We start from the raw sequence: 25,450 nt of genomic DNA on the forward strand, positions 1-25,450 counted from the left end.
AGCGAGCCTGCTCGCGAATGCGTTCTTTCAGGCAAACAATCATTTGTTGACACTCCGATTTCGCGAGCAGGCTCGCTCCCACAGTGGGAATGTGAAGGGTCTTGAACTGAACAAAACCTGAACCATTCTCAAATACTCGCAAACTTTCACGTTTGTACTCCGAGGCAACTAATCATTAGCATCTTTTTCACGAAAAATTGATCCGTCGCTGCCTAGAGTTTGTCATGCCTCGGTGAATGAATTTTTCACAACTGAAGAGGCGCTTATTTCAGGAACAGCCACTCATCATGTTGAAGTTAAAAGCCGTGCGCCCGGAATGGGTGACGTTGTGTGCCAGCGCCTTTTTGTTGATCGGTTTCAACCTGGTGCTCTGGCAACACCTGTTCGAAATCACTGCCGCCGATGGCAAGGGCATCGCCATGCGCGTGGCGTTCGGCGTAATGATCCTGGCTGCATTCAACATCGTCCTGACGTTATTCGCGTTCCGGCCACTGCTTAAACCGCTATTGAGCCTGATGTTTCTGATCAGCGCCGGTGTGGCTTATTTCATGAGCCAATATGGTGTGATGATCGATGCCGGCATGTTTCGCAACTTTGCTGAAACCAACGTGACGGAAGTACGTGATCTGCTCTCCTTGAAGTTGTTTGCCTATATTGTCTTGCTGGGCATCTTGCCGTGCTTGTTGTTATGGAAAGTTAAAGTCAATTATCGGCGCTGGCACCGTGAGCTGTTCAGCAAAGTTATTGTCAGTGTCGCCTCTGCGGCGGTTATAGGCGGTGTGGCACTGGCCAACTATCAAGGCTTGTCTTCACTGTTTCGCAATCACCACGAAATTCGCCTGATGCTGGTGCCGAGCAATTACATCGGTGCATCCCTGGGTTACTTGCAGGAGCAAGTGGTCTCGGCGCAGCAACCGTTCGTCAAAATCGGCGAAGACGCCCAGCGCAATCCCGACTTGAAGTTGCAGCCGCGCAAATCCCTGACCGTGCTGGTGGTGGGGGAAAGTGCGCGGGCGCAAAACTTCGGCATCCTCGGTTATGACCGAGACACCACGCCGCAACTGGACAAGGAAGCAGGCTTGATCGCCTTCACCGATGTGCATTCCTGCGGCACGGAAACGGCGGTCTCGGTGCCGTGCATGTTCTCGAACATGGGCCGCAAGGATTACAACGCCAGCAAGGCAAAGAATGAAGAAGGCTTGCTCGATGTGCTCCAACGCGCCGGCATCGATGTGATCTGGCGCGACAACCAGTCCGGCTGCAAAGGCACTTGCGATCGGGTCACGGTGCAGGATGTCAGCAAGTTGCAGGACCCGGCGTTATGCGCCAACAGCGAATGCCGCGATGAGATCCTGCTGCAGGGTCTGCAAGATTTCATCGATCACCTGGACAAGGACACCGTGCTGGTTCTGCACCAGATGGGCAGTCATGGCCCGGATTACTTCAAACGTTATCCGAAGGAGTACGAACATTTCACCCCGGTCTGTGAAAGTAACGCGCTGAACAATTGCAGCCGGGAAAGCATCGTCAACGGCTACGACAACACGCTGGTATATACCGATCATGTGCTGTCGAGCCTGATCGATGTGCTGCGCAACAATCAGGACAAAGTCGATACCGCCATGCTCTATCTGTCCGATCACGGTGAGTCGCTGGGCGAGTACAACCTGTTTCTGCACGGCACGCCTTACATGCTGGCCCCCGAGCAACAGAAGCATGTAGCGATGCTGGCGTGGTTCTCCGACAGCTATCAGAAGGCCTACTCGGTAGATACCCACTGCCTGCAAATGAGTCGTGACAAGCCGCTGAGTCAGGACAACCTGTTTCACTCGATGCTCGGCCTGCTGGAAGTGCGCAGCAAGGTGTATCAACCTGCGCTGGACATGTTTGCCGGCTGCCGCGGCGCGGTGATCGATGGCGTGTTGGCCAAGCAGTGAGGTGTTTCCTGCCCGGATCGCTGGCGCGCGGGCCTTTCTGTTTCCTCTGTCAGACTATTCTTTCTGGCAGGCAAGACATTTCCTTACAGCTCTTGCCCTTCACAGGCGCGTAAATCGCCGGTGGCGATATATACTGCGCGCCATTCTTCAAGGGAGAGCCGTGTGGCTATCGATATTCACTGGATTCGCGACAACGAAAGCCTCGCGCAGTTTTGCGCCGAGTGGCAGCAACTGCCGTTCGTTGCCCTCGACACCGAATTCATGCGGGTCGACACCTTCTACCCGATTGCCGGCCTGTTGCAGATCGGCGACGGCAAACGCGCCTACCTGATCGATCCGCTGACCATCAATGCCTGGCAACCTTTGGCCGCATTGCTGGAAAACCCGGCGGTGCTGAAAGTCCTGCACGCCTGCAGCGAAGATCTTGAAGTGCTGCTGCGCCTGACCGGCAGCCTGCCGGCGCCGCTGTTCGACACGCAACTGGCCGCTGCTTACCTCAATCTCGGTTTCTCGATGGGCTATTCGCGGCTGGTGCAGGAAGTGCTTGGCATTGACCTGCCCAAGGGCGAAACCCGTTCCGACTGGTTGCAACGCCCGCTGTCCGAAACCCAGATCAGCTATGCCGCTGAAGACGCCGTGCATCTGGCCGAAGTGTTCGTCGAGTTGCGGCCGAAGCTGTCCGACGACAAGTTCGCCTGGGTAGTGGAAGATGGCGCCGAACTGGTCGCCAACTTGCGCCGCGAAACCGATCCTTACGAGGTCTATCGCGAGGCGAAACTGGCGTGGAAGCTGTCCCGCGCACAGCTGGCCGTGCTGCGTGAGCTGTGCGCCTGGCGTGAGCGCGAAGCCCGCGCCCGCGACCTGCCGCGCAACCGCATTGTCCGTGAGCACTCGCTGTGGCCCCTGGCCCGCACGCAGCCGGATAACCTTGCGGCGCTGGGCAAGATCGAAGACATGCACCCGCGTACCGTGCGTCAGGACGGTCAGTTTCTGCTTGATCTGATCAAGCGCTCTGGCAGTGTGGGGCCTGATCAATGGCCGCCGGCGGTGCCGGAGCCGTTGCCGATCGAAGCCGCGGCGTTGATCAAACAACTGCGCGCGCTGGGTCAGGCCGAGGCTGAACGCCTGGGCATCGCGCCGGAACTGATGCTGCGCAAGAAAACCCTCGAAGCCCTGGTCAAAAGCGGCTACCCCGAGGGGCCTTACCAATTGCCCGATTCGTTGCGTGGCTGGCGCCGCGAATTGCTCGGTCAGAAGCTGCTCGACAGCCTGGCCACCGCCGGAGAACAGCCTTGAAACGTATTTGCTCCATCTACCAGAGCTCCAAGCGCAGTGGCATGTATCTGTATGTGCTCAAAAGCGATGCGCTCGAGCGTGTGCCGCAAGCGCTGATGCTGGCGTTCGGCAAGCCGAAACATTCCTTCGATCTGGTACTTTCGCCTGAGCGCAAACTGGCCAGCGAAGACATCACCGTGGTCCTGGAAAACCTCGACAAGCAGGGCTATCACCTGCAAATGCCGCCGGCCGAGGACGAGTACATCGAGCACCTGCCCGAAGAGTTGCTGCGACGCAACGACCCGGTCTGATCCACCAGGCCCTGTCCTGGGCCCCGGTTAACCCTGGAACTGTTTTTACCGCGATGGCCGGCCCGAACCCGGCGGCCGTCTGCACGGTTTGCGAAAGGTTTGAAGATGCGCGTTCTGATTGCCGAACACGACCACGCGATATACGCCCGGCTGCTGCGTCAGGCAGCCCCGCAACTTGAAGTCCTGACCAGCGGCGACTCCGCTGAACTGGCGCGTCAGGCCGCCGATTGTCCGGTGTGGCTGGGCCAGCCGGATCTGCTGGCGACCCTGTTGCGCCAAGGCCATCAACCACAATGGCTGCAATCGACCTGGGCCGGCATCACACCGCTGCTCGCCGACGGCTTGCGCCGCGATTATCGCCTGACCCGCGCGGTGGGGATTTTCGGCCAGGTCATGGCTGAATACGTGCTGACCTACATCCTCGGCCACGAACGCGAAGTGCTGGCGCGGCTGGTCAGCCAGGTCGAGCGCAAGTGGGACAACCGCAGCGGCCAGAGTCTGGTCGGGCGCAAGGTGCTGATCGTCGGCACTGGTGATATCGGCCAGAGTGTTGCGCAGTTCCTGCTGCCGTTCGGCGTCGAGTTGTACGGCATCGCCAGCAGCGCCCGTGAGCAGGCGCCGTTTGTCGAAGTCGGTGCGCTGGCCGATCTGCCACGATTGGTGGGCGAGGTGGACTACGTAGTCAATCTGCTGCCGAACACCGAATACACTCACGATATCTACGATGCGGCGTTGTTCAAGCAATTCAAACCGACCGGTTTGTTCATCAACGCCGGACGCGGTGTTGCGGTGGTCGACGCCGATCTGGTCGAAGCCTTGAAGGAAGGGCACCTGGCCGGCGCGGTGATCGACGTCTGCCGTCAGGAGCCGCTGCCGCAACGCCATCCATTCTGGACCGCGTGGGGCTTGCTGCTGACCGGGCACAGCTCGGCGCCGACCTCGCCGGCGCTGATGGTGGATTTGTTTGTCGAAAACCTGAAAGCGTATGAGGCAGGCGAAGCGTTGCGCGGGGAAGTCGATTTCAATCGCGGATATTGAGGTGTCATCAACAGATCGCAGCCTTCGGCAGCTCCTGCATTTGGAATGCATTTCCCTGTAGGAGCTGCCGAAGGCCGCGATCTTTTGCTTTTTAGAGGGTGAAATCGCCCTCGGCCACCCGTTTGCTTAACTGGCGGCGCGGGGCAAAACCCTGCTGGGCGGTGCTGAGGCTGACAAGCGGATTTACCGACAGTCGCCAGCGCTTGGCCCTCACGCCCGCTGGCACTAGACTGGCGGCCTTTTCACCATCGTGATGTTGATGCTTGAGCCATGGCCGCCAAAGTCGAACCGTTCTGGAAACGCAAAACCCTCGATCAACTCGATCACGAGGAATGGGAATCGCTGTGCGACGGCTGCGGGCTGTGCTGCCTGCAAAAGCTCGAGGATGAAGAAGACAACAGCGTCTATTACACGCGCATCGCCTGCAAACTGCTGGATCTGAAGACCTGCCAGTGCAGCGACTACCCGAACCGCATCCAGTTTGTCCCGGATTGCATCCAGCTCACCCCGGGCCAGGCGGAAGCATTCAAATGGCTGCCGCCGACTTGCGGCTATCGTCTGGTCAGCGAGGGTAAGGACTTGCCGCTCTGGCATCACCTGGTGTGTGGCGACCGCGACGCAGTACACCATGAGCGGATTTCCCAGTCAGGGCGGATGCTCGCCGAGGGCAGCGTGCCGGAGGATGACTGGGAAGATCACCTGATTTTTCGCGCGGGCTGATGAGGTGGTGGGTTGTTGAACCCGTAAAGATCAAAAGATCGCAGCCTTCGGCAGCTCCTACAATGGAAAACATGATTCCGTGTAGGAGCTGCCGCAGGCTGCGATCTTTTGCTTTAAAGCCTCAGACGCCGGCTTTCGGTGAGCTCAGCGAATCATTGCCGGTGACGGTCGCCGTTTCGGTGGCCACTTCGGCATTGGTTTTCAGCCTGCTCAGTTCTTCCCCGGCACGTTCGATCTTGGCCCGCACGTTGTTCATGTCCTGACGGCGTTTTTCCAGCAGGCTTTTCGCCGAGCAATGACCGGTGATGCCGCGTGCCACTGCCATGCCGCCGAGCGCCACTTGAATCAGGCCGAACACGCCGCCACGGCGCAAGCCTTTGCCTACCATCAGGACACCGCCGGTCAGCGAGCCGAAGCGTTCCCAACCATGTACGTTCTGGTGCGAAGGCGATTGAAAGGGGGTGGATTCGATGCGTTCTACGTGTTTGAGCTCGCTCATGATCTATCTCCAGGCAGGATGCGATTGATAGTTAAGCTGACTGCCGCGGCTCTCAGCTTGTTCCATCGAATGTGCAACGCTTCAGCGGAATTTCGGCCCGGAACGAGTATTCAGACCCTTGGCCATGCGGTCATAGAGCACGACGTTGACCGTGGCGGCGAGGTTCATGCAGCCGGTGGTCGGGATGTAGACGACGTCTTCGCACCAGTCGCGGATTTCTTTATCCAGCGAGCCGTCCTCCGGGCCGAAGATGTACAGCGCGCGGTCGGGGTGGGTGTATTCCGGCAGCGGGCGGGCGCCTTCGACCAATTCCACGGCCACCGGCACGCAGTTGAGCGGGAGGATTTTTTTCAGGTCGTCGATGCCGATCAACGGGATGTCGTAGTGCACGCGTTTGGTGTCGGTGACGAAATCGGCGGCGCGTTCATAACGCTTGCCGGTGTAGAACACCGACGCCACGCCATAACAGCCTGCGGCGCGCATCACCGAACCGACGTTCTCCGGTGATTTGGGGTTATACAAACCAATGCAGCTGTACCGTTTATCTGCCACGAGCGGGGTGCCTTCGGGAAAAAGAGCGCGATTATACGGGGATAAGATCAAAAGATCGCAGTCTTCGGCGGCTCGTACAGTTGAATGGCGTACACCGTGTAGGAGCTGCCGAAGGCTGCGATCTTTTGCGTTTAATCTTCTTTTTTCATCAGGCCAGCGAGGGCGGCAAACGGGTTATGCGTGGCCTTGGCGATCTTCGGCGTGCTCAGCGAGCCGTCGCCGAAATATTGCTGGTCGGTGTAGCGGGAGTGTTCGTTGTCGTGGCAATACAGGCACAACAGCTCCCAGTTCGAGCCGTCCTGCGGGTTGTTGTCGTGGTTGTGGTCACGGTGGTGCACGGTCAGTTCGCTCAGGCGCTTGCCGGAAAACTCACGGGCGCAGCGGCCGCAGACATGCGGATACATCTTCAGAGCCTTGTCGCGGTAGCCCATTTCCTTGTCGCGCTGATTGTCGGCGAGGATACGATCCAGCTTCGACGTGTTGGTGGGGGTGGACGAACTCATGGGTTCACCTTTGCAGAAAGACTGATGACGGTTATGCGCAGAGTTTAGCTCAGCCCTTGAGCTTCTCGGCAATCCAGATCGTATGGCGGGTGCCCTTGTTGCCGTGGGCGAACACCTGAACCTCTTCGGCCTTGAAACCGGCCTTCTTCAATTTGTCGGAAAACTGCCGGTCGGCGCTGGCCGACCACACGGCGAGCACACCCTTGGGGCGCAGGGCTTTGGCACAGGCATTCAGACCGGCGGCGGAGTACAGCCAGCTGTTGGCTTTCTGGGTCAGGCCTTCGGGGCCGTTGTCGACGTCGAGCATGATGGCGTCGAAACCGTTCGGTTCGCTTTGCAGAACCTTGGCCACGTCTTCCATGCGGATCACCGTGCGCGGATCGAGCAACGGCCGACCGGACTTTTCCCCGAGCGGGCCGCGATTCCACTCGACCACGCCGGGCACCAGCTCAGCCACCACTACTTCGGCGGACTTGCCCAGATGCTTGAGCGCAGAAGCGAGGGTGAAGCCCATGCCCAAGCCACCAATCAACACGCGCGAATCCGGCCGCCCGGCGACTTTGCGGCAGGGAATTTCCGCCAGTGCGTCTTCAGAGCCGTGCATGCGCGTATTCATCAGTTGCCCGCCATCGCCGCCCTGGATCTTGATGACGAAGTCCTCGCCATACTCGAACAGGCACAGGGCACCGCCGTTTTCGGGGATCGGGGTGGTGTCGAGCAGAACGAAACGTTTCATGGAAATCTCTACAGGGGGGAAGGCAAGCAGGCGCGTTGGGAGTAGCCTGAGCACAGACTAAAGGCCAAACGGAGCCCTTGATGAAGCGCACCATTCTAACGGTCATTACCCTGGCCGCGCTCGCGATAACTGCGGCGCAGGCCCAGCAGAGCATTCCGGTCAGCCCGACGCCGCAACCCGGCTCGCCGGGTACCGCGACGCCGACACCTTATCCGCAGATCACACCGATCACCCTGCCCAAGTCGGGTGCCGGCAGTGGCAGTCCGCCGCTGGTGCCGATCGAAATGCCCAGTCCGCCGAGCAAGGATCAACCGGTGCCGGGCATCGAGCCGAACGGCACCAAGGGCAAATCCCCGGGCGGTTAAACCTGTTGCGCAGCGAGTTGGCCGTCGGCCATGCGCAGACGTTTGGACAACGAGACGGCGAGGGCGCGGATGATCTTTGCGGCGATCTTCGGCGCGTCGTTGAGCATCTTTTCCAGCGAGTCCTTGCCCAGATTCAGCAACTGACAATTGCTCGCCGCGATGCAGGTGGCTGAACGGCGCTCACCGTCGAGCACGGCCATTTCACCGAACGCGCGACCGCTACGCAGGGTGGCCATGGTGATGACCTGGCCATCGACGCCGGTTTTCTGCACCGCGACCTGGCCGGTGTGGATGATGCACATGAAACTGCCGGCATCGCCCTCGCGAAAGATCGCTTCGCCTTCAGCCACGGTGCTGATGCTGAAGTAACCGGAAGCGGCCGCGAAATCGGCCAGCTGCAATTGATCGAACAGGCCACAGTCCATCAGCCAGTCGCGGATTTCGTTGTTCAGGAAGGTTGGTTCTGACATGTCGATGCGGTCTTTTTGTTTTCTCGGATTTCAGGCTTCACACGGACCCCGTGCAGGAGCTGCCGAAGGCTGCGATCTTTTGATTTTTAACGGCAAGATCAAAAGATCGCAGCGTTCGGCAGCTCCTACAGGGTCTTGGGTCTGCTGTTAAGACCCAAGCCACCCACAGAGTTCCTCAGGCAATCCCCAAAACCTTGAACACAAACGCATATTCGAGCGCTACGTCACGTAATCCCTGATAGCGCCCGCTCATGCCGCCATGTCCGGCGCCCAGTTCGGTCTTGAGCAGCAGCAGGTTGTCGTCAGTCTTGGTTGCGCGCAATTTTGCCACCCACTTGGCCGCCTCCCAATATTGCACGCGGCTGTCGTTGTAGCCGGCGATCACCAGCAGCGGCGGATACGCCTGCGCGGTAACGTTTTCGTACGGTGCGTAAGCCTTGATCCGATCATAGACGTCCGGTTCTTCCGGGTTGCCCCATTCGTCGTATTCGGTGACGGTCAGCGGCAGTTCCGGGTCGAGCATGGTGTTGAGCACGTCGACGAACGGCACCTCGGCAATCGCCACGCCGAACAGGTCCGGGCGCTGATTGAGCACCGCGCCGATCAGCAGACCCCCGGCGCTGCCGCCACTGATCGCCAGTTTTTCCGCGGTGGTGATGCCGTTGAGAATCAGGAATTCGGCGCAGGCGATGAAGTCACTGAAGGTGTTGTGCTTGTGTTCCTGCTTGCCGGCGCGATACCAGGCTTCCCCCAGCTCACCGCCACCGCGCACATGGGCGATGGCAAAGGCCATGCCGCGATCGAGCAGACTCAGGCGTGCATGGGAAAACCACGGATCGAGGCTGGAACCGTAGGCGCCGTAACCGTACAGATACAGCGGCACCGGTTTGCCAACCATCTCGCGTTTCATCACCAGACTGATCGGCACCTGCGTGCCGTCCGGAGCGGTGGCCCACAGGCGCTGGCTGACATAGGCATCGGCATCGAACGGGCCGAGTACCGGGGTTTCCTTGAGCACGGTCTGTTCGCCGCTGGCGAAGATCAACTGGCGGACCTGGGCCGGGCGATTCAACGCTTCGTAGCGCAGGCGAATGCGGTCGCTCTCGAATTCCAGGCTGTTTTGCACATGGAGGCTGTAGGCCGCGTCGGGCAATTGCACGCGATACGGCGCCAGGCCCTGCGGATGAACCTCAATGATCGGCAGGCCACCTTCGCGCAGGCTCAAGGTCATCGCCTCGGCGTTAAGGCTGACGCCATCGAGCATCACTTCATCGCTGTGCGGGATCAGGTTCTGCCACTGGGCCTCGCTCGGCGGTACGCCGGTGTCCGGGGCCTGATACAGAGCGAAGTTGATGCCGTCGCGGTTGGTGCGGATAAACCAGGTCCAGGCGCCATCGAGCAAACCATGGTCGACGTCATATTCGTGATCTTCAACCCGACGCGCCAGACAGGTGAACGGCAGGTGCGGTTGATTGGCGTCCAGCGCCCAGACTTCGCTGGTGGTCTTGCTGCCCAGCGACAGCAGCAGCTGTTGCTCGGAGCTGGCACGGTAGCAATGCAGGAAGAAACGCCCGTCCGCCTCGTGGAAGACTTCTTCGGCGGCAGTGCCATCGAGGCGATAGCGGAAAAGCTTGTGCGGGCGATGGGTGTCGTCGAGTACGCCGAAGAACAGGGTCAGGCTGTCGTTGGCCCAGGTCATGCTGCCATCGCAGTCCTCGAATTCCAGTTCGCTGACTTTATCGTTGGACAGTTCCTTGACGAACAGCGTGTAGATCTCATCGCCTGAGGCATCGACGCTATAAGCCAGACGCTGGTGATCAGGGCTGATGCTGAACGCGCCCAGGGAGAAGAAACCGCCATTGGCCAGCGCGTTCGGGTCAAGCAGCAGTTGTTCACGGCTTTCATCGAGGGTCAGGCTGTCGTCCGCCGGACGCGGGCAGCGGTAGTGCCGGGCGTATTCGTCGCCAGCGGTGGTGCGCGTGTAATACAGATACGGGCCCCAGGGCGAGGGCAGGGACAGGTCGGTTTCCAGAATTCGCCCCTTGATCTCTTCGAACAGCCTATCGCGCAGCTCGGCCTGATCGGCGGTTTGCGCTTGCTGATAAGCGTTTTCGGCCTTGAGGTAGTCGAGCACCGCGTCGGTATCGCGCTCCTGCAGCCAGGCATACGGGTCGGCGCCGGGCGCCCGGTGGGCAATCGGGGCAGTGATGACATGGGCGGATTCAGGCATGGAAAGCTCTCGGACAATGTTCGGAATAAAGGTTTCGCGAGTCGTGTTGACGCTGCAGATCCTGTGGGAGCGAGCCTGCTCGCGAAAGCGGTGTGTCAGGCAACGGTGTTTCAACTGACAGTCCGTATTCGCGAGCAGGCTCGCTCCCACAGGGATAACAGTGGCCGTCAGGTATTGGGACAAGCCGGACGGGCGAAAAGTCGTTACTATAAGCGCCTCTTTGCCTGCCTTGCCATGGACACCATGACCGAGAACGACTATCTGATCGCCTGGGGCCTTTACGCCTTCGCCGCCGTAGGCTGCCTGTTGGTATGGATGCGCCTGACTGCCTGGATGTGGCGCTGGCTGCGCGAGCCGCTGCGTGTGCTGATGGCCGTGTTGCTGTTCAGCCCGACCATCGTCGATCCGGTCAAAGCCAAGGTCGCGCCGGCCATCGCCATCACTGCGCTGGACATGCTGTTCAAGGTCGGCAACAACGCGTGGCGCGCGGTTTCCGATCTGTTCATGTACGGCCTGATCGCTTTCGGCGTGTATCTGGTTTTCGTATTGATCCGCATGCCGATCGAACGTGCTTCGGCAGCACGGCGTGAACGCGCCGAAGCCGCCAAAGCCGCCGCCCGTGCCGATGAGCGCGATGACGATCAGCCGTTCGGCGGCGCTGGTGATGACCGCTACGGTCGCCCGCCAGTCCCGAGCAATCCGCAGCGCATGCGGGTAGAGCCGCGTCTGTAACCCGAGAATCCGCACATGTGTGAATTACTGGGCATGAGTGCCAACGTGCCGACCGATATCGTGTTCAGCTTCACCGGCCTGATGCAGCGCGGCGGTCGCACCGGCCCACACCGCGACGGCTGGGGCATCGCCTTCTATGAAGGCCGTGGCCTGCGTCTGTTTCAGGACCCGGCGGCGAGCAGCGAATCGGAAGTCGCCAATCTGGTGCAGCGCTATCCGATCAAAAGCGAAGTAGTCATCGGCCATATCCGCCAGGCCAATGTCGGCAAGGTCTGCCTGTCCAATACCCACCCGTTCGTCCGCGAACTGTGGGGGCGCAACTGGTGCTTCGCGCACAACGGCCAGCTCGCCGACTTCACCCCGATCAAGAGTTTCTACCGCCCGGTCGGCGATACCGACAGCGAAGCGGCGTTCTGCGATTTGCTCAACCGTGTGCGGGCCGCGTTTCCGGAGCCGGTCGATATCGAAGTGCTGCTGCCGGATCTGGTCGCCGCCTGCGCCGAATACCGCAGCAAAGGCGTGTTCAATTGCCTGCTCAGCGACGGCGACTGGCTGTTCTGTTATTGCTCGACCAAACTGGCACAGATCACCCGGCGCGCACCGTTCGGCCCGGCGCGGCTCAAGGATGTCGACGTGATTGTCGACTTTCAGGCCGAAACCACGCCCAACGACGTGGTCACCGTGATCGCCACCGAGCCTTTGACCGAAAACGAAACCTGGACCCGCTACGAACCGGGCCAATGGAGCCTGTGGCGACGCGGTGAATGCGTCAGTCAGGGCAAGACCGAATAAGGATTTGCACCCATGTTGCTCAGTTATATACGGCTGGTGTTGTTTGCCGCGGGCCTGTTGATCGGTGTCCAGGTGCCGGGGTTCATCAACGATTACGCCCAGCGTGTCGAGGCGCATCTGATCGAAGCGCAAACGGGCCTGCGTGGCTTTCAGGGCACCGCCGATCAGTTTTTCAAAGGCGATATGCAGGCGTTGGTCGCGCATTACCGCGCCAGCGAAGACCCGATATTTCGCAGCGATGCCGACAGCCTGAACACGCTGCTCACCCGTCAGGTTGCGCTGGATAAACAATTCCAGGCGATGCAAGGCCCGTGGTACGTGCGTTTCCTGCAGGTGGTGCTGGCCGCCGATCCGGATATCCGCAAGGAAACCTGGAACGGTTACAGCTATCAGATTCTGCTGACGCCGGAAGCGATGATCTGGGGCATGAGCGGAGCGTTGCTGCTGTCGTTCGGAATTGAGTGCCTGTTCCGCCTGATCGACTGGGTGGTGCTTGGCGGGCGGCGTCTGCGCCAGAGCCGGCCGATCGAGGATCGCGACGTGCGCGGCCTCTAAAGGCCCCAGAGCAAAAGATCGCAGCCTTCGGCGGCTCAGGGGAATGTGAACACCTGTAGGAGCTGCCGAAGGCTGCGATCTTTTGCTTTTCAGTTACACAACACGATGTAGGTTCCACCCACTTTGCGCGCATACCCCGCCAGCACCTGCCGACACAGCGTCACCATCTCCTCGACCCACTCAACTCCGACGCGCCAGGACACCACCACCGGCAGATTCGCCGGTCGCTGTTGGATGTCGAGCAAGGTCAATTCTCCACGTGCCAGTTCCTCGGCTACCAGCACCGGTGGCAGCGCGCCGATCCCAAAGCCGTCGCGCAACAACCGCGTAATAGCCGACACCGAGTTCACGCAATTCAGGCGCGGCGCCATGATGCCGTTGGCCTGCATCAACGCCACGACGTCCTGATGCGGCCGGGAGTTTTTCGAGTAGGTGATGATCCGCTCCTGCGCCAGTTCGGCAAGGTCGGCGTAGTCGCGGTTGTAGATCGAATTGCTGGCCACGATCCAGCCCAGCGGATGGCTGGCCAGCGCCAGGCTGCGCACGCTTTCGTGACGTATCAGATCAGTTTGCAACACCACGTCGAGAAAGCCTTTTTGCAGCTGATCGCAGAGATTCAGCGCGGTATCGGCCACCAACTCGATTTCGACGTGTGGGTACAGATCGGTCATCTGCGCCACCAAGGGGCTGAGCCAGGTGTGGATCACCGTGTCCATCACGCCGATGCGCACCCGACCGACCTTGCTCGAACGGGTTTCGATGGACTGTTTCAGCGCCGCCATGGTGTCGAGCATCTGCTCGGCATAATCGAGCACTTTCAGGCCTTCCGGGGTCAGGCTGACGCCGCGTGAATCGCGCAGAAACAGCTTCACTCCCAGTTCGCCCTCCAGCACCGCGATGCGGCTGGAAATCGACGCCTGGGTAGTGAACAGCTTGTCGGCGGTCAGGCGAAAACTCTTCAGGCGCGCAACCCAGACAAAGGTCTCGAGAAACTTCAGATTCATGGGCAAGGCTCGGCTGACAAATTTTTCTTATGCCTAAGGCGGGTTTTTATTCGTTGGACGGCGCAGGGCGGGGCGGCGAAAAATCGGCCCATCCGGTTCCCACGATAGGCGTCGTCGGAACTTCGAACAAGACCAATAAAAGCCCTGCGGAGATTTGCCATGAGTGCTCCCGACACCCTTCCTTTATCCAGATCAGCGGCGCGTCCGGGGCCGTTCGACTGGTATCGCAACATCAATCAGCAGGAGCGCCGCACGTTCTGGAGCTGCAAGATCGGCTACGGTCTGGACGGCATGGACACGCAGATGCTCAGCTTCGTCGTACCAACGCTGATTGCGATGTGGGGCATCACCACGGGTGAAGCGGGGCTGATTCACACCAGCACCTTGATTGCTTCGGCGATTGGCGGCTGGGTCGCCGGCATTCTCTCCGACCGCATCGGTCGCGTGCGCACCCTGCAACTGACGGTGCTGTGGTTCGCCTTCTTCACCTTTCTCTGCGGCTTTGCGCAAAACTACGAACAATTGTTGATCGCGCGCACGTTGATGGGCTTCGGCTTCGGCGGTGAATGGACCGCTGGTGCCGTGCTGATCGGCGAAGTGATCCGCGCCAAGGATCGTGGCAAAGCGGTGGGCATGGTGCAATCCGGTTGGGCGCTCGGCTGGGGGCTGACGGCCATTCTGTACGCGCTGCTGTTCTCGGTGCTGCCACCGGAAGACGCCTGGCGTGCGCTGTTCATCCTTGGCATCGTACCTGCGGTGTTCGTGATTTTCGTCCGCCGTCTGGTGAAAGATCCAGAGATCTATCGCCAGGCCAAAGCCGCGCAAACCCCGGAGAACCCGGCCAGGTTCTACGAGATCTTTGCCCCCGGCATGCTCTTCACCACGTTTCGCGCTTCCTTGCTGACCACCGGCGCGCTGGGCGGTTACTACGCGATCACTTCATGGCTGCCGACCTTCCTCAAGAACGAGCGTGGTTTGAGCGTGCTCGGCACCGGTGGTTATCTGGCGATGGTGATCGTCGGTTCCTACGTCGGTTATGTGATCAGCGCTTATTTGACCGACCTGCTGGGACGCAAGAAGAATTTCATTTTGTTCGCGGTCGGCTCGTTCACCATCGTTCTGCTCTACACGCAGATGCCGGTCAGCAACGGCGTGATGCTGTGGCTGGGCTTTCCGCTGGGCTTCTTCGCCTCGGGGATTTTCAGCGGCATGGGCGCGTTTCTGACTGAGCTGTTCCCCACGCGGATTCGCGGCTCGGGTCAGGGTTTCTGCTACAACATCGGCCGCGCGCTGGCGGCGTTGTTCCCGCTGTTGATCGGCCTGCTCAGCCAGAAAGTACCGTTGAGCATGGGTATCGGTGCCTTCGCGGCGGTGTCCTACGGGGTAGTGATTCTGGCGGCGCTAAGCCTGCCGGAGACGCGTGGCAAGCAACTCGAAGCGCAGTAACTGATAACCTTGCGGGCAATGTCCTACATAAAAAGACCAGCAGCTACAGGAGTGTTCACCGTGAGCCGCCTGCTATTGAATTGCGACATTGGCGAGAGCTTCGGCAGCTGGACCATGGGTCTGGACGCCGAGGTCATGCCCTTCATCGATTGCGCCAACGTCGCCTGCGGTTTCCATGCCGGTGACCCGAGCATCATGCGCAAAACCGTGGCGCTGGCCATCGAGCACGGCGTGCAGATTGGCGCGCATCCGGCGTATCAGGATCTGGTTGGATTCGGCCGACGCTCCATGACGTATTCGGCGCAGGAACTGCAGGACATCCTGCATTACCAGATCGGCGCCCTCGACGGCATCTGCAAGGCGCAGGGTGGGCGGGTCAGCTACGTCAAACCCCACGGCGCCATGTACAACGACATGATGGCCAACCCGGTGCAACTGCGTGCGGTGGTGCGGGCCGTAGCTGCTTATGACCGCAGTCTGCCGCTGATGTTGATGGCGACCCGAGACAACGCTGCGGCGCAACAAATCGGTGATGAATACGGCGTAACGCTGTGGTTCGAAGCTTTTGCCGATCGCGCCTACGACAGCGCCGGCCGGCTGGTCTCGCGGCAGTTGCCGGGCGCGGTGCATCACGACCCCGAAACAATCATCGAGCAAGCGCTGACCATTGCCCGTGGGGGTGACCTGACTGCCAGCGATGGCAGTGCCTTGGTTCTGCGCGCCAATACCCTGTGCGTACACGGCGACAATGCCAGTTCGGTGGCTGCCGTGCAGCGCATTCGCCAGGCTTTGCAGCGGTCGAGTGCGTCATGACTCCACGGGTGGAAGTGGTGGCGGTGGATTGCCTGATGCTGCGCCTGTTCGATGACATCGCCGAAGCCAACATGCCGTGGATGCTTGCCGCCAGCGAGCGCTTGCGCACAGCGTTCGGCGCTCGGCTTAACGATCTGGTGCCGTCCTATACAACGCTGATGGTGCATTACGATCTGACGGTTTTGACCCCGACTCAGGCGCGCGAATTGATCGCCGAAGCGCTGATCGACCTGGCGCCCAACGCGCGCGGCGGTGGGCAATGCCACGTGTTGCCGGTCTGGTACGACCTGAGTGTCGGCCCGGAACTGAGCCTGCTGGCCGAACGCAGCGGGCTGGCGGTGGCGGAGGTGATTCGGCGGCACAGTGCGCGGGAATATCAGGTCTTCGCCCTGGGTTTTGCACCGGGTTTTGCCTTTATGGGGCTGGTCGAAGAAGTCCTCGCCGCGCCACGCTTGAATACGCCGCGCAAGAAAGTCGCTGCCGGCAGCGTCGGCATCGCCGAGCGGCAGACGGCTGCGTATCCGGTGGTATCGCCCGGTGGCTGGAACCTGATCGGGCGCACCCCGGCGAAGCTGTTCGATCGCCATCGCGATGGCTACAGCCTGATGCAGCCCGGCGACACGGTGCGCTTCGAAGCGGTAGAGCACGGCGAATTCATTCGTCTGGGCGGCGACGACACACCACTGGAGGCGCTGGCATGAGTCGATTGACGATCGAAGCCAGCACACCGCTGTGCCTGTTGCAGGACGCCGGGCGGTTCGGCGTGCGACATCTGGGCGTGACCCAGGGCGGCGCGGCGGATTGGTGTTCGATGAGCTGGGCCAACTGGCTGCTTGGCAATCGGCTGGACGCAGCGGTGGTTGAAATCACCCTCGGCGGGTTTGCCGTGGTGGCCGAAGCAGATTGCCGGTTGGCGCTGGCCGGAGCGGATCTCGGCGCGCAGGTTGACGGTCAGCCGCTGGCGCCGTGGCGCAGTTTCGAGATGGCCAAAGGGCAGACGTTGCGGTTCACTCAGCCTTTGCTTGGCGCCCGTGCTTATCTGGCCGCTCCCGGTGGCTTTGCTGCGCCGAGGGTGTTGGGCAGCAGTGCCACCGTGGTGCGCGAAGAACTCGGCGGTCTTGACGGGATGGGCTTGCCGCTCGGCAAAGGCGCGGCGCTCGGTTACAGCGGGGAAGGGCTGGCTATACGTGAAGTGCCTGTGGCGATGCGTGCGGATTTCCGAGCGAATGCACCTCTGGATCTGGTTCTGGGCGCACAGATCGGCCAGTTCAGCGGGCAGAGTCTGTTTGATGTGTTCAATAGCGTGTGGACGCTGGACAGTCGCGCCGATCGCATGGGCATTCGCCTGCTGGGCACGGCGTTGCAGTATCAGGGCGCACCGATGATTTCCGAGGGGATTCCCTTGGGCGCGGTGCAGGTGCCGCCGGACGGGCAGCCGATCGTGTTACTCAATGACCGGCAGACCATTGGCGGCTATCCACGCCTGGGCGCGTTGACGCCGCTGGCGCTGGCGCGACTGGCGCAGTGCTTGCCGGGGGCGCAGGTGACGTTAAGGCCGGTGGTGCAGGACGTCGCGCATCGCGAGCATGTCGAGTATTTGCAGCGCTTCGTTTGAAGGTCAAAAGATCGCAGCCTTCGGCAGCTCCTACAGAGGAATTCGCGTTTCCCTGTAGGAGCTGCCGAAGGCTGCGATCTTTTTGATTATTTGGAAAGAAACCGCATCCCTTCCTCAAGCCCGCGCAGCGTCAGCGGATACATCTGATCCTCGATGAGATCGCGCACGATGTTGGTCGATGAGGTATAGCCCCAGGTGTCTTTTGGATAAGGGTTGATCCAGATGAGCTTCTTGTATTTCTCCATGAAGCGCTGCATCCACACGTAACCCGGCTCTTCGTTCCAGTGCTCGACGCTGCCACCGGCCTGGGTGATTTCATACGGTGCCATGGCGGCGTCGCCGATGAAGATCACTTTGTAGTCGGCACCGTACTTGTGCAGCAGATCCTGGGTCGAGGTGCGCTCGGAGGTGCGGCGCATGTTGTTCTTCCACACCGATTCATAAATGAAGTTGTGGAAGTAGAAGTACTCCAGATGCTTGAACTCGGTCTTGCAGGCCGAGAACAATTCCTCACAGATCTTCACGTGGGCGTCCATCGAACCGCCGATGTCGAACAACAGCAGCAGCTTCACCGTGTTGCGGCGTTCCGGGCGCATCTGGATATTGAGCAGGCCGGCATCCTTGGCGGTGTGGTCGATCGTGCCATCGATATCGAGTTCTTCTGCCGCCCCCTGGCGGGCGAATTTGCGTAATCGGCGCAGGGCAACCTTGATGTTGCGCGTGCCCAATTCCACCGAGTCGTCGAGATTCTTGTACTCGCGCTGATCCCAGACCTTGACCGCTTTGCCCTGACGCTTGCCGGCGTCGCCGACGCGAATGCCTTCCGGGTTGAAACCGCCAGAGCCGAACGGGCTGGTGCCACCGGTGCCGATCCATTTGTTGCCGCCGGCGTGACGTTCCTTCTGTTCTTCCAGGCGCTTCTTGAACTCCTCGATCAGCTTGTCCAGACCGCCGAGGGACTGGATCTGCGCGCGTTCTTCGTCGGTCAGCGAGCGCTCGAATTCCTTGCGCAGCCAGTCCTCGGGAATCAGCGCCTGCAAGTGATCGTCGAGCTTTTCCAGACCGTTGAAGTAGGCGGCGAAGGCCCTATCGAACTTGTCGAAATGGCGCTCGTCCTTCACCAGAATCGCCCGCGACAAGTAATAGAACTCGTCCATGTCGGCAAAGGTCACGCGCTGTTTCAGCGCGTTGATCAAGTCGAGCAGCTCGCGCACCGACACCGGCACCTTGGCTGCGCGCATTTCATTGAACAGGTTGAGCAACATGGCAGCAGCCTCTTAACGGGTGCCGCGACGGCTCATGAACGCCAAGCGCTCAAGCAGTTGCACGTCCTGCTCGTTCTTCACCAGTGCGCCTGCCAGTGGCGGGATGGCTTTGGTCGGATCGCGCTCGCGCAGCACCGCCTCACCGATGTTGTCGGCCATCAACAACTTCAGCCAGTCGACCAGTTCCGACGTCGACGGCTTCTTCTTCAGGCCTGGCACTTTGCGCACATCGAAGAACACGTCCAGCGCTTCGCTGACCAGATCCTTCTTGATGTCCGGGTAATGCACATCGACGATTTTTTGCAGGGTGGTGCGGTCGGGGAAGGCGATGTAGTGGAAGAAGCAGCGGCGCAGGAAGGCGTCCGGCAGTTCTTTTTCGTTGTTGGAGGTAATGATGATGATCGGGCGCTTCTTGGCCTTGATGGTCTCGTCGATCTCGTAAACGTAGAACTCCATCTTGTCGAGTTCTTGCAGCAGATCGTTGGGGAACTCGATGTCGGCCTTGTCGATTTCGTCGATCAGCAGAATCACCCGCTCCTCGGATTCGAACGCCTCCCAGAGCTTGCCTTTCTTCAGGTAATTGCGCACGTCGTGGACTTTTTCATTGCCCAACTGCGAGTCGCGCAAACGGCTGACCGCGTCGTACTCGTAAAGACCCTGATGGGCCTTGGTGGTGGACTTGATGTGCCAGGTGATCAGCTTGGCACCAAACGACTCGGCCAGTTGCTCGGCGAGCATGGTCTTGCCGGTGCCAGGCTCGCCCTTGACCAGCAGTGGCCGCTCCAGGGTGATGGCGGCGTTGACTGCCAGCTTCAGGTCATCGGTGGCGACGTAGGCCTGGGTGCCTTCGAACTTCATCTGCAAATCCTCGAACGGTAACGCCGGCCTTACGGGCGGGGCGGGGGCAAATAATCGGATGCCCGACTATAACGCGCACGCCGGTGGACTGTGAACGCAGACGGCTTATTCAGTCTCTGAATGAGCCGTCACATGTTGACTCAACCCTCATCCGGCTTCGGCCGCTCATACCGGGCGTTGAATGCCTGAATGAATCCATTGCGCAAAATCTGCAAAAACGCTTCGAACGCGTTGACATTCTGCTGGTGCACATTGCCGCTGAGTTCGACGCGGGTGGCGAACTGGTTTTTGTTCTGGTTTTTCAGCACTGTCTCGGTGCCGCCGACCAGCGCTTCCCAGATTGAGCGGAACAGGCCCTTGTTCTTGTTTTCGACGTCTTGCTGCCAGTTGAACACGTCGACATCGCGCAGCAGGGGTTTGATATAGCCGGTGAGACGGGCGTTGTCTGCCTTGGCTTCGATGACCACATCGCCATGCCCGGCGTTGAAGTCGAATTTGCCGTAGGCGGCGGCGAAGTCGTTCATGCGTTTGAGTTCGATGTCGCGCGCGCGCAGGCGGAATTCGAAGTTTTCGAAATTGCTCAGCGGATCGAAGGTGGCGGTGGTTTCCAGCGGCGCGTGGCCGAGCAACAGGGCCTTGCCTTCGAAGCGCGCGTCGCGCTTGCCTTCCTTGTCGACCACATTGGTCAGGTTGTAGATGCTGGCGTTGACGTTGCTGGCATTCATGTTCACCGGCGGCTTGGAATTGAAGTTGCGAAAGGTGATGCGGCCGTCGTTGATCTGCACTTCATCGAGGGTGATCGGCAGCAACTTGCCCAGTTGCTCGCGCCAGTCGGTGCCCTGGCCGGTCTGCGAGTTCTGCTTGTTGGCGCCGCCGTCGACAAAGTTGATCTCCGGGTTGAGGAATTGCACCTGCGCGACCACGGCATGGTCGTACCACAGCGAATGCCAGCTCACCGACAGATCGATCAGCGGCGCATCGACGAATGGAACCGGCACCTTGCCGTCGACCTTGACGATTTTCAGACCGTTGATTTTGTACGCCCCGCGCCACAGCGCCAGGTCGACATCGGTAATCTGGCCCCGGTAATCGCCCATGTCCGCGAGCTTGTCATTGAGGTAGTCGCGCACCAGATAGGGCAGGGCGAAGTGCAGGGCAACCAGCAGTACCACGACACCCGCCAGGGTCCAGAGCGGCCAGCTGTAACGACGTTTCATGACGATGTTCCTTGCAGAGGGTTCCTTGACGAGGGTTGCATGAGATTCAAAGCGATTGACTCCGCGCGTTCGCAGACGTTCGACCCGACTGGACTGTGATCGGCAACAGGCTTACCTTGAAAGGCTGAATTCAACGCTGCACAAGGATCCAGCCATGAGCCGTATCTACGCTGACAACGCCCATTCCATCGGTAATACGCCGCTGGTCCAGATCAACCGCATCGCGCCGCGCGGGGTCACCATTCTGGCCAAGATCGAGGGGCGCAACCCGGGTTATTCGGTCAAATGCCGGATCGGTGCCAATATGATCTGGGACGCCGAAAGCAGCGGCAAACTCAAGCCGGGCATGACCATTGTCGAGCCGACCTCCGGTAACACCGGTATCGGTCTGGCCTTCGTTGCCGCCGCCAGGGGTTACAAATTGATGCTGACCATGCCGGCGTCGATGAGCATCGAGCGTCGTAAAGTCCTTAAAGCCCTGGGCGCGGAACTGGTCCTGACCGAGCCGGCCAAGGGCATGAAAGGCGCCATCGAGAAAGCCGCGGAAATCGTGGCCAGCGATACTGGCAAATACTTCATGCCGGCGCAGTTCGATAACCCGGCCAACCCGGCTATTCACGAAAAGACCACCGGTCCGGAAATCTGGAATGACACCGACGGCGCCGTGGATGTACTGGTGGCTGGCGTCGGCACCGGCGGCACCATCACCGGTGTTTCGCGGTATATCAAGAACACGGCCGGCAAACCGATCCTTTCGGTGGCGGTCGAGCCCGCATCTTCGCCGGTGATTACCCAGGCTTTGGCCGGTGACGAGATCAAACCCAGCCCGCACAAGATTCAAGGCATTGGTGCCGGGTTCGTGCCCAAGAACCTTGATCTGTCGATGGTTGATCGCGTCGAACAGGTCACGGACGAAGAGTCCAAGGCCATGGCCTTGCGTCTGATGCAGGAAGAGGGGATTTTGTGCGGCATTTCTTGCGGCGCTGCCATGGCCGTGGCGGTGCGTCTGGCGGAAACCCCGGAGATGCAAGGTAAAACCATTGTCGTGGTGTTGCCGGATTCGGGGGAGCGTTATTTGTCGAGCATGTTGTTCAGTGACCTGTTTACCGAGCAGGAGAATCAGCAGTAATCCTGTTGATTCAGATCAGCCGGTGTTCAGGTGCTGCATGTTAATAAAGGCTTTGTTGCGCAATGCTTAACATTGAATCTTGTGTCAGGCGGGTTTTTCCCGGAGCCGGGAGTGTTTATCATGGCCGGCTGCCATGCCGGGAAAAGGGCATTGCGCAGCGTTGTCTTTATTCAAGGAGTCGTTGATGACCGTTTCATTTGCCGCCAAGGCGTTTGTGCTGTTGCTGTTTCTGGGCAGCACGCTCTATGTGCATTTGCGCGGCAAGGCGCGTTTGCCGGTATTGCGCCAGTTCGTCAACCACTCGGCACTGTTCGCGCCTTACAACGCCTTGATGTATCTGTTTTCCGGGGTGCCTTCCAGACCCTATCTGGACCGCAGCAAGTTTCCGGAACTGGACGTGCTGCGCGACAACTGGGAAACCATCCGCGACGAAGCCATGCATCTGTTTGACGAGGGCTATATTCGCGCCGCCGAGAAGAACAACGACGCCGGTTTCGGCTCGTTCTTCAAGAAAGGCTGGAAGCGTTTCTATCTCAAGTGGTACGACAAACCGCTGCCATCGGCCGAAGCCCTGTGCCCGAAAACCGTGGCGCTGGTCAGTGCCATACCAAACGTCAAGGGCGCGATGTTTGCGCTGCTGCCGGGAGGTAGCCACCTCAACCCGCACCGTGATCCGTTCGCCGGCTCATTGCGTTATCACCTGGGACTGTCGACACCCAATTCCGACGATTGCCGGATCTTCGTCGACGGGCAGGTCTATGCCTGGCGCGACGGCGAGGATGTGATGTTCGATGAGACCTACGTGCACTGGGTCAAGAACGAGACCGAACAGACTCGGGTGATCCTGTTCTGCGATATCGAGCGCCCGTTGAGCAACCGTTTCATGACCCGCATCAACCGCTTCATCAGCGGCTGGCTCGGCCGCGCCACCGCACCGCAGAACCTCGACGACGAACGCGTCGGCGGTATCAACCAGGCTTATGCCTGGAGCAAGAACTTCAGCGACCGTTTCAGCGGCGTGGTCAAACAATGGAAACGCCGTCATCCCAAGGCGTACCGCGTCATGCGGCCGGTACTGGCGGTGCTGGTGCTGACGTTGCTGGGGTATTGGTTGTTTGGTTGACGTTGGGTCAGAAATAAAAAAACCGCTCCTCAGGAGCGGTTTTTTCACAATCGGCCAGCGGCAAGCACTGAGGGCTCATCTTCGATGCCGGTGATCAGAAGTTGTAACAGACGCCGTTGACTAGCGGTCAATTCATGATCAGCCAATCTTTTGGTTTTCAGCGATCTGACCCATGCTTCGGGAGGTCTTTGTTTCGCTTTTTTCATGTCGCCTCCCGTTTTGAACAATAATTGATTGGTTTTCACAGTACTGGATTCTCCAAGGTTTTGACAAGGCGGCCATCGATGTCGAAGCTGAACCCCAGCTTCTGATAAACGGGTATCGCACCGCTCAACGGCTCCTGTATCTCGATAACATCGCAGCCGATTAATTGCGCATATTGTTCAATTATTATCATCGCTATCAGTCCTATCCTGTTTTTCAAAGGATGTGTTCCGCCAGGGCGCCCTTCTAATCTCACAACTCGTAATCTTCGTCGACTATTGTTCGGGTTGGCAAAACACAGGCCGCAGAGCTGCCCGTCGAACCAGATAGAGATGTCCAATGCGCGTGGTTCACGTGATTTCCACGCGATGACTTCATGCCAGAAAAAGCAGGGTTCCTCCCATATTTCAAAAGCATTCAGCGCATGCCTGTTTATCGGTTCGAACCGAATCAGAGATAAATCCATAATCGAAGCGTCGGTTGCCTTGAGTTGGCCCTGTAAGCCGGCAATGTGCGAAGCGGCCCGCTTCCTAGCCTCCGACCGATAAACCTGATACCGCAAATACGTCCGTTCCCTTGGCATATGCTCTCTTGCATTCCATGTCTCCTGACAATCCATTGCCACCGCCATTTACCCTAATCACCCGGCGCCGCACTGTCGCTACCGGCCCTTTGCCCAAGTCATTGCAATCTGTGTCCCGCGCTGGTTATAGTCAGCTCGCCCGAGCCGCCTGGCTCGCGCTTTCATTTCTCCAATAAAGATCTGCGTCCATGCCTGCATCCCTCATCAACGCGGTAGTCGATTCAGCGGTCAACGCTGGCGTCGTGCCGTGCGGGAATCAGCAGCCTGTGCAGACCAGTCATTACCCTCCACCTGTCAGTAGCACGCCGGTGTGCGCAGTTGTATCGCCGCCGGGCGTTGGTGTTCGGGGCTGATCGGCAGTTTCTGCTGACCCCTGCGCCCGCCGGAAAAACCTACTGAATTTCAGCTTCGGCTGAGTTGGCTTCTTGCCTGACTACAGGTGGTATTCATGTTTGTCCTATCGAAACAATCTGCGCTCGCGGTGGCGTCCACGAGCCTGTTCGTTCTGCTGTGGAGCAGCGGGGCGATTTTCTCCAAATGGGGCCTGGCCCACGCTTCGCCCTTTGCCTTTCTATTGATTCGCTTCGCCATCGCCCTGTGCGGGCTGTTGCTGCTGGCGCCGTTGCTCAAGTTGAAGCGGCCCAAGGGCCGCAAGCCGATGCTGTTTGCGATCACCACGGGGTTGGTGTTGCTCGGGGCCTATCAGATCTTTTATCTGCTGGCGCTCGACTGCAAAGTCACGCCGGGGGTGATAGCGACTCTGATGGGGGTACAACCGATCCTCACGGTGGTGCTGATGGAGCGCCAGCGTTCGACCAGCCGCCTGTTCGGCCTGGCGCTGGGGCTGGCCGGGCTGATCATGGTGGTTTATCAGGGCATCGGTCTGGCCGGGATGTCCTGGGCCGGCATGCTGTTCGGATTACTGGCGCTGGCGAGCATGACGCTAGGCTCGATCATGCAAAAACGCATCACCGACAATCCACTCGGCACGCTGCCAGTGCAGTATCTGGCCGGGCTGTTGTTGTGTGCGGTTTTCGTACCGTTCCAGCCGTTTCACTTCGAGCACAGCGCAGGCTTCATTGTCCCGGTGTTATGGATGGGCTTGGTGGTGTCAGTGCTGGCGACGCTGTTGCTGTATCGACTGATCGCGGGGGGCAATCTGGTGAATGTCACCAGTCTGTTCTATCTGGTGCCGGCGGTGACGGCGGTGATGGATTACCTGATTTTTGGTAATCGGCTGGCGGCGTTGAGTGTGCTGGGGATGCTGCTGATCATTGTCGGGTTGGCTTTTGTGTTCCGTAAAAGTCGTTAGCAGAAAACAGGCGGTGGTTGCTCCACCGCCTTCGCGAGCAGGCTCGCTTGTATGTTTAGACTTGAAGGGGTGGGCGGGACTACAGACTCGATTCTGACTCTGACCAGTACAGACCGTGGGAGACTTCTCCTCCCGCCCCTTCTACCCAAAGCGCCGATAAGGAATT

The 25,450-nt window shown here is 59.6% G+C and carries 28 protein-coding genes; 16 read left to right on the forward strand and 12 right to left on the reverse strand.

Annotated features, from left to right (window positions below):
- The first annotated feature begins 287 nt into the window (after positions 1-287).
- The 5 genes from VNV36_RS21305 to VNV36_RS21325 all read left to right on the forward strand — a co-directional run bounded on the left by VNV36_RS21305 (position 288) and on the right by VNV36_RS21325 (position 5,281).
- Positions 288-1,937 (forward strand): phosphoethanolamine transferase, encoded by a 1,650-nt coding sequence (locus tag VNV36_RS21305; protein ID WP_325720240.1) that lies wholly within the window; start codon positions 288-290, stop codon positions 1,935-1,937.
- A 162-nt stretch (positions 1,938-2,099) separates the two neighbouring features.
- A complete protein-coding gene (gene rnd / locus VNV36_RS21310; RefSeq protein WP_325720242.1) occupies positions 2,100-3,233 on the forward strand; it encodes a ribonuclease D in 1,134 nt (377 codons plus the stop codon).
- Positions 3,230-3,523, forward strand: a complete 294-nt coding sequence (locus tag VNV36_RS21315) for a YcgL domain-containing protein (protein ID WP_325720244.1) — start codon at positions 3,230-3,232, stop codon at positions 3,521-3,523. Before rnd ends, VNV36_RS21315 begins: the two co-directional genes overlap by 4 nt.
- Positions 3,524-3,628: 105 nt before the next feature.
- Positions 3,629-4,561 carry a D-2-hydroxyacid dehydrogenase gene (locus VNV36_RS21320; RefSeq protein ID WP_325720246.1) on the forward strand — a complete coding sequence of 311 codons (933 nt, stop codon included), beginning with the start codon at positions 3,629-3,631 and terminating at the stop codon, positions 4,559-4,561.
- A 270-nt stretch (positions 4,562-4,831) separates the two neighbouring features.
- Positions 4,832-5,281, forward strand: a complete 450-nt coding sequence (locus VNV36_RS21325; protein ID WP_325720248.1) for a YcgN family cysteine cluster protein — start codon at positions 4,832-4,834, stop codon at positions 5,279-5,281.
- A 121-nt stretch (positions 5,282-5,402) separates the two neighbouring features.
- Here VNV36_RS21325 and VNV36_RS21330 read toward each other — a convergent pair whose 3' ends face one another.
- The 4 genes from VNV36_RS21330 to VNV36_RS21345 all read right to left on the reverse strand — a co-directional run bounded on the left by VNV36_RS21330 (position 5,403) and on the right by VNV36_RS21345 (position 7,571).
- Positions 5,403-5,780: a YgaP family membrane protein gene (locus tag VNV36_RS21330; RefSeq protein ID WP_325720250.1), complete on the reverse strand. Its 378-nt coding sequence runs from the start codon at positions 5,778-5,780 to the stop codon at positions 5,403-5,405.
- Positions 5,781-5,861: 81 nt separating this feature from the next.
- Positions 5,862-6,332, reverse strand: coding sequence for an RNA methyltransferase (locus VNV36_RS21335; RefSeq protein ID WP_007911337.1), 471 nt, complete (start codon positions 6,330-6,332; stop codon positions 5,862-5,864).
- A 131-nt stretch (positions 6,333-6,463) separates the two neighbouring features.
- Complete coding sequence (locus VNV36_RS21340) at positions 6,464-6,835, reverse strand: YajD family HNH nuclease (RefSeq protein ID WP_003222612.1); 372 nt, start codon at positions 6,833-6,835, stop codon at positions 6,464-6,466.
- Between the two features lie 49 nt (positions 6,836-6,884).
- Positions 6,885-7,571: a spermidine synthase gene (locus tag VNV36_RS21345; RefSeq protein ID WP_325720253.1), complete on the reverse strand. Its 687-nt coding sequence runs from the start codon at positions 7,569-7,571 to the stop codon at positions 6,885-6,887.
- A gap of 80 nt (positions 7,572-7,651) precedes the next feature.
- On the opposite strand from VNV36_RS21345, the gene VNV36_RS21350 reads away from it, so the two are divergent.
- Positions 7,652-7,936 (forward strand): hypothetical protein, encoded by a 285-nt coding sequence (locus VNV36_RS21350; RefSeq protein WP_325720255.1) that lies wholly within the window; start codon positions 7,652-7,654, stop codon positions 7,934-7,936.
- Here the strand turns inward: VNV36_RS21350 and VNV36_RS21355 are convergent.
- Positions 7,933-8,406 (reverse strand): cyclic nucleotide-binding domain-containing protein, encoded by a 474-nt coding sequence (locus tag VNV36_RS21355; protein WP_042607432.1) that lies wholly within the window; start codon positions 8,404-8,406, stop codon positions 7,933-7,935. The genes VNV36_RS21350 and VNV36_RS21355 overlap by 4 nt on opposite strands.
- Before the next feature lie 175 nt (positions 8,407-8,581).
- Positions 8,582-10,636 (reverse strand): S9 family peptidase, encoded by a 2,055-nt coding sequence (locus tag VNV36_RS21360; protein WP_325720258.1) that lies wholly within the window; start codon positions 10,634-10,636, stop codon positions 8,582-8,584.
- 234 nt (positions 10,637-10,870) lie between these two features.
- Here VNV36_RS21360 and VNV36_RS21365 point away from each other — a divergent pair, with 234 nt between their 5' ends.
- From VNV36_RS21365 to VNV36_RS21375, 3 genes are read left to right on the forward strand one after another with little or no spacing between them, the layout of a single operon-like run.
- Positions 10,871-11,368, forward strand: a complete 498-nt coding sequence (locus VNV36_RS21365; protein ID WP_325720260.1) for an MFS transporter — start codon at positions 10,871-10,873, stop codon at positions 11,366-11,368.
- A 15-nt stretch (positions 11,369-11,383) separates the two neighbouring features.
- On the forward strand, positions 11,384-12,160 hold the full coding sequence (locus tag VNV36_RS21370; RefSeq protein WP_024012022.1) for a class II glutamine amidotransferase: 777 nt from the start codon (positions 11,384-11,386) through the stop codon (positions 12,158-12,160).
- Positions 12,161-12,172: 12 nt separating this feature from the next.
- Positions 12,173-12,715: a DUF2937 family protein gene (locus VNV36_RS21375; RefSeq protein WP_325720262.1), complete on the forward strand. Its 543-nt coding sequence runs from the start codon at positions 12,173-12,175 to the stop codon at positions 12,713-12,715.
- An 89-nt stretch (positions 12,716-12,804) separates the two neighbouring features.
- Here VNV36_RS21375 and VNV36_RS21380 read toward each other — a convergent pair whose 3' ends face one another.
- A complete protein-coding gene (locus VNV36_RS21380; protein ID WP_325720264.1) occupies positions 12,805-13,719 on the reverse strand; it encodes a LysR family transcriptional regulator in 915 nt (304 codons plus the stop codon).
- Between the two features lie 159 nt (positions 13,720-13,878).
- Between VNV36_RS21380 and VNV36_RS21385 the strand changes: the two genes are divergently transcribed.
- From VNV36_RS21385 to VNV36_RS21400, 4 genes are read left to right on the forward strand one after another with little or no spacing between them, the layout of a single operon-like run.
- Positions 13,879-15,165, forward strand: coding sequence for an MFS transporter (locus tag VNV36_RS21385; RefSeq protein WP_325720266.1), 1,287 nt, complete (start codon positions 13,879-13,881; stop codon positions 15,163-15,165).
- 60 nt (positions 15,166-15,225) lie between these two features.
- A complete protein-coding gene (locus tag VNV36_RS21390; RefSeq protein ID WP_325720268.1) occupies positions 15,226-15,978 on the forward strand; it encodes a 5-oxoprolinase subunit PxpA in 753 nt (250 codons plus the stop codon).
- A complete protein-coding gene (locus tag VNV36_RS21395) occupies positions 15,975-16,679 on the forward strand; it encodes a 5-oxoprolinase subunit B family protein (protein ID WP_325720270.1) in 705 nt (234 codons plus the stop codon). Before VNV36_RS21390 ends, VNV36_RS21395 begins: the two co-directional genes overlap by 4 nt.
- Positions 16,676-17,593 carry a 5-oxoprolinase subunit C family protein gene (locus VNV36_RS21400; protein WP_325720272.1) on the forward strand — a complete coding sequence of 306 codons (918 nt, stop codon included), beginning with the start codon at positions 16,676-16,678 and terminating at the stop codon, positions 17,591-17,593. Before VNV36_RS21395 ends, VNV36_RS21400 begins: the two co-directional genes overlap by 4 nt.
- Before the next feature lie 86 nt (positions 17,594-17,679).
- On the opposite strand, the gene VNV36_RS21405 is transcribed toward VNV36_RS21400, so the two are convergent.
- The 3 genes from VNV36_RS21405 to VNV36_RS21415 all read right to left on the reverse strand — a co-directional run bounded on the left by VNV36_RS21405 (position 17,680) and on the right by VNV36_RS21415 (position 20,933).
- Positions 17,680-18,858 carry a vWA domain-containing protein gene (locus tag VNV36_RS21405; protein ID WP_325720274.1) on the reverse strand — a complete coding sequence of 393 codons (1,179 nt, stop codon included), beginning with the start codon at positions 18,856-18,858 and terminating at the stop codon, positions 17,680-17,682.
- A gap of 12 nt (positions 18,859-18,870) precedes the next feature.
- On the reverse strand, positions 18,871-19,716 hold the full coding sequence (locus VNV36_RS21410; protein WP_007911294.1) for an AAA family ATPase: 846 nt from the start codon (positions 19,714-19,716) through the stop codon (positions 18,871-18,873).
- Positions 19,717-19,856: 140 nt separating this feature from the next.
- Complete coding sequence (locus VNV36_RS21415) at positions 19,857-20,933, reverse strand: DUF748 domain-containing protein (protein WP_325720277.1); 1,077 nt, start codon at positions 20,931-20,933, stop codon at positions 19,857-19,859.
- Positions 20,934-21,087: 154 nt separating this feature from the next.
- Here VNV36_RS21415 and cysK point away from each other — a divergent pair, with 154 nt between their 5' ends.
- Positions 21,088-22,062 carry a cysteine synthase A gene (gene cysK / locus VNV36_RS21420; RefSeq protein WP_325720279.1) on the forward strand — a complete coding sequence of 325 codons (975 nt, stop codon included), beginning with the start codon at positions 21,088-21,090 and terminating at the stop codon, positions 22,060-22,062.
- Between the two features lie 184 nt (positions 22,063-22,246).
- On the forward strand, positions 22,247-23,185 hold the full coding sequence (locus tag VNV36_RS21425) for an aspartyl/asparaginyl beta-hydroxylase domain-containing protein (protein ID WP_325720281.1): 939 nt from the start codon (positions 22,247-22,249) through the stop codon (positions 23,183-23,185).
- Between the two features lie 44 nt (positions 23,186-23,229).
- Here the strand turns inward: VNV36_RS21425 and VNV36_RS21430 are convergent, their stop codons facing one another.
- Both VNV36_RS21430 and VNV36_RS21435 read right to left on the reverse strand, forming a co-directional pair.
- Positions 23,230-23,430 (reverse strand): hypothetical protein, encoded by a 201-nt coding sequence (locus VNV36_RS21430; protein WP_325720283.1) that lies wholly within the window; start codon positions 23,428-23,430, stop codon positions 23,230-23,232.
- Positions 23,427-24,020 (reverse strand): hypothetical protein, encoded by a 594-nt coding sequence (locus tag VNV36_RS21435; protein WP_325720285.1) that lies wholly within the window; start codon positions 24,018-24,020, stop codon positions 23,427-23,429. Before VNV36_RS21435 ends, VNV36_RS21430 begins: the two co-directional genes overlap by 4 nt.
- Before the next feature lie 400 nt (positions 24,021-24,420).
- Here VNV36_RS21435 and VNV36_RS21440 point away from each other — a divergent pair, with 400 nt between their 5' ends.
- Positions 24,421-25,284 carry a DMT family transporter gene (locus tag VNV36_RS21440; RefSeq protein WP_325720287.1) on the forward strand — a complete coding sequence of 288 codons (864 nt, stop codon included), beginning with the start codon at positions 24,421-24,423 and terminating at the stop codon, positions 25,282-25,284.
- Positions 25,285-25,450 lie beyond the last annotated feature (166 nt).

The sequence above is a fragment of the Pseudomonas sp. genome, from assembly GCF_035554175.1.
GTDB lineage: Bacteria > Pseudomonadota > Gammaproteobacteria > Pseudomonadales > Pseudomonadaceae > Aquipseudomonas.